Source organism: Rhodococcus sp. YH3-3, assembly GCF_001653035.1.
Lineage (GTDB): Bacteria > Actinomycetota > Actinomycetes > Mycobacteriales > Mycobacteriaceae > Rhodococcus_F > Rhodococcus_F qingshengii.
In genome coordinates this window covers 1541628-1545342 of sequence record NZ_BCWH01000001.1, presented here as the reverse complement: position 1 = coordinate 1545342, position 3715 = coordinate 1541628, and the positions used below count along the sequence as shown (strand labels likewise).

Here is a 3715-nt window from a genome sequence, read left to right as displayed (position 1 = left end):
GGTGGGCGTTGGCCGCGTCACTGGCATTCGCGGGTCTGACACCTACCGGCGCTCTGCTCGCTCTGACGGCCGCGCTGGTGGTGGTAGCCACCCCCGGAGGCCGAACCTCGGCCATGCGGCGTGTCTGCGGCGCTATCGGGCTGTTCCTCGTCGCCGCCTCGCCGTGGTTGGTCGCCACCTTCGTATCCGGAGCAGCAGGCGACGGTTCCGATCCAGCGGGAGTCGCCGCCTTTGCCGCCCGAGCAGAACCGGGACTCGCGACGCTCGGCAGCCTCGCCGGGCTCGGCGGTATCTGGAACTCGGCAGCGGTACCGTCCACGCGCACAACACTCTTCGCGTTGGTCGGAACAGTTCTTCTGCTTGTCGTGGTGTTTGCCGGTGTGCCCGCTCTGTGGCGCCGACGCCGGAATCCTGTTGTCGGTGGACTCGGACTACTGGCCCTGTTCGCGGTGCTGGCTCCGACCATGGGCGCTACCCCGTGGGGTCTCGACGCCGGCCGATGGTCGGTCGAGGTGTTCACCGGCGCCGGTCTACTGCGTGACGCGCAGAAGTGGGTCGCGCTGGCCGTCCCGTTCTACGCACTTGCTGCGGCCGCCGCGGTGATGTGGGCAGGCAATCGGTTCTCCCTCCCCCGCCCGGCATTCTCGGTTGCCGCCGTCGTGGTGACGATCGTGGCACTGCCGGATCTGGTGTGGGGTGTCGGCGGCGCGTTGAAGCCCGTGCACTACCCCGGTTCCCGGACCGTGGTGACCGAGCAACTGCGAGACGAAACCGGTGACGTTGCAGTGCTTCCCGCCGGAATGTTCCGCGCGTTCCCCTACAGCGGTGATGCGCCGGTACTCGACCCCGCACCACGCTTCCTGCCCCTCGACGTGCTGCAGACCGGCCAACTGGTGGTTGCCGGTGGTGCTGTCGGCGGTGAAGGAACCCGGGCCACCCAGGTCGAGGATGTGCTGCTTGCCGGCGGGAGTCCTACGCAGTTGGCCGATCTCGGAGTCGGATGGGTACTGATCGAGCGTGAGACACCAGGCCAGCTCGGCAACTCGGCAACCACGCTCGACGGCTTGGAACAGGTCTTTGCCGACAACGATCTCGAGCTCTACCGGGTACCGGGAGATGTTGCCGCGCACGAAGCCTCGACCGGCGCCCGAACGGCCGTCATAGTTGCGCATCTCGCCTGGATACTGATGGGCGTGATCGCGCTGATCTCAGTCGGACTGAACCAGAACCGAATTCGACTCGCGAGGCGCGGCCAGTCCTGAGACCCACCGACCGTCCTTGTGCGCGGTCAGCACCTCGAGCACTCCGGTGCCGGTCTGCTCCCAGGAGAACTCGCCCGACCACACCCGAGCTTTCTCACCGAGCACCGTGCGGAGTTCGTGGTCGCGGAGCAGGGTGCCTGCCGCCTGCGTCAGATCAGCGATGTCGCCGTCGCCGGCGTGCTCACCGCCGACCAACAGCCCGGTCACTCCGTCGACGATCGAATCGGTCAAGCCCTTGGAACTGCGGTAACCGATCGTCGGAACACCGTGCTGCGCAGCCTCGATGACCGCCAGGCCCCACCCTTCCTTCCGCGAAGGCATGAGGTGAATCCACGACTGCGCAAGGAGTTCATGTTTACGAGCCTCGTCGACGTGACCGTAGAACGAGACGGCGTCACCGATTCCCAACTCGGCGGCGCGATCTCGCAGGTTCTGCTCCCACCAACCACCACCGATGACGTCGAGATGGATGTCCGGAAGCGTCGGACGCAGGGCTGCGACGGCCTCGAGTGCGTCCTCGATCTGCTTGTGCGGCACCAGTCGTGAGAGAACCGAGATGGTGGGACGCTCGGCCCTGGTGATCGATCCACCCGCGTCGACGCCGACGGGGAGCCGATCGGCACCGTTACGCACCACGGCAATTCGTTCGCGCTCGACACCGAGGTCCACCAATTCTTCCGCTGAGGGAAGCGACACCGTCAGATACTGACTACGTCGATGGGTGCGCGGTGACAATCGCGATTCGACCCACCAGCCGATCCGGCCGACGAGCTTGCCTGCCACCGGCCACTGTTCGCGATGGCAGTGATGGACCAGAAGCGTGACCGGTGCACCCGCCACGGCCTTCGAGAAGAAGGGGATGCCGTTCTGGGTGTCGATCACCGCGTCGGGGCGGATGCCCTTGAGCGATCCGAAACCCAGACGTCCGGCGGCAATGGCGGCCAGAGCGCGGGGGTACACGCTGAAACGTCCACCGGCCCGGCTGATGGTGATGCCGTCTCGAACCTCCGACGCGGGCGCCCCGGGATACGACGCCGTCCGCAGCGTCACCTTGATACCGCGCTCGGCCAACTGGGATCCGACCTGCTCGAGGTAACGCTCGCTTCCACCGCCCTGGGGATGCCCGGTATCGCGCCAGCAGAGCAACAGAACCTCGCGCACGTGCGTTACTCCCTGAGTTGGTCGGTGGCCACCCCGGTTCGGGCGATCCTGCGGGATGCCCCGCCTGACCGGCCGGTAACCCTGCCGAACACCCTAACTGTTCGAGCGTCCGTATTGCCGCGCTCCTGACGGTGTTCGTGGACCGGGCGACCCAGTGGCTAAAGTTGCTACCCGTGACCAAGCCCGCAGTGACCCGCATTTTCGGCCGACGGGCAACCCTGAAACGCTCGTTCGGCCTGCTCAGCGACTTCCGCCACGAGCAGTCCGCGCCCGACATCTTCTACGGCGCGCTTGCGCGCGACTCCGTCGAATTGATCTCGGACCTGCACGAAGGTCACACCGGACGATCCCTCGACGGTCTCACCGTCCTCGACGTCGGCGGCGGTCCGGGCTATTTCGCGGAGGTCTTTCAAGCCGCAGGTGCCCGCTACATTCCCGTCGAACCCGATCCGTCGGAGATGCATGCTGCGGGTCTGACCGTGGGCGGCGCGGTGCGTGGATCCGGTTTGGCACTGCCGTTCCTGGACTCGTCCGTGGACATCTGCTTCTCCTCCAACGTGGCCGAACACGTCAGCGAGCCCTGGCTGATGGCCGAGGAAATGCTGCGCGTGACCAAGCCCGGCGGCTTGATGGTTCTCTCGTACACCCTGTGGTGGGGTCCGTTCGGCGGCCACGAAACCGGACCGTGGCACGCGCTGGGGGGCGAGTACGCAGCCAAGCGGTACCTACGCAAGACCGGACGCGAACCGAAGAACAGATTCGGGGTCTCGTTGTTCAAAGTCGGCGCCACGGACGGCTTACGCTGGGCCCGTGGAACCAGCCAGGGCACATTGCTCGCCGCGATCCCGCGCTACCACCCGTCGTGGGCGTGGTGGATGGTCCGAGTCCCCGGTCTGCGGGAGTTCCTGGTGAGCAACCTCGTCGTGGTTCTCGAAAAGCGATAGCGACATGCGCCTCGCAGTCGACATCGGTGGTACCAAGATGGCTGCCGGGGTCGTGTCCGAGGACGGCCGCGTTCCCGTGTTCGACAGCGTTCCGACGCCGCAGACCGACCCGTGGGGATCCTGTGCGGCGCTGCTCGAACGAGTCGCAGACGGCCGAGAGGTCGACGGTGTCGGCATCGCGTGCGCCGGGCCGGTGGACACCGTCGCCGGCGTCGTCGCTCCCATCAACATCACCGAGTGGGCACAGGGATTCGAGCTCGTAGCGGGCGTCCGCAGCGTCTTTCCCGATGCCGGAACCGCCCTCGCAATGGACGGAGCCGCAGCGGCATTGGCGGAGTTCCACCACGG

At 66.6% G+C, this 3715-nt stretch carries 4 protein-coding genes; 3 read left to right on the top strand and 1 reads right to left on the bottom strand.

From position 1 onward, the window contains the following. The coding region (locus YH3_RS07150; protein ID WP_238592537.1) for a hypothetical protein at positions 1-1262 on the top strand (1262 nt) is incomplete at its 5' end. Here the strand turns inward: YH3_RS07150 and YH3_RS07145 are convergent. Next, positions 1209-2423 (bottom strand): glycosyltransferase family 4 protein, encoded by a 1215-nt coding sequence (locus YH3_RS07145; protein WP_042452597.1) that lies wholly within the window; start codon positions 2421-2423, stop codon positions 1209-1211. The genes YH3_RS07150 and YH3_RS07145 overlap by 54 nt on opposite strands. Before the next feature lie 173 nt (positions 2424-2596). Between YH3_RS07145 and YH3_RS07140 the strand changes: the two genes are divergently transcribed. Then, entirely contained in the window at positions 2597-3367 is a 771-nt protein-coding gene (locus YH3_RS07140) for a bifunctional 2-polyprenyl-6-hydroxyphenol methylase/3-demethylubiquinol 3-O-methyltransferase UbiG (RefSeq protein WP_003945692.1), read from the top strand. Between the two features lie 4 nt (positions 3368-3371). Continuing rightward, a partial coding sequence (locus YH3_RS36615) for an ROK family protein (protein WP_238592535.1) occupies positions 3372-3715 on the top strand: 344 nt, incomplete at its 3' end.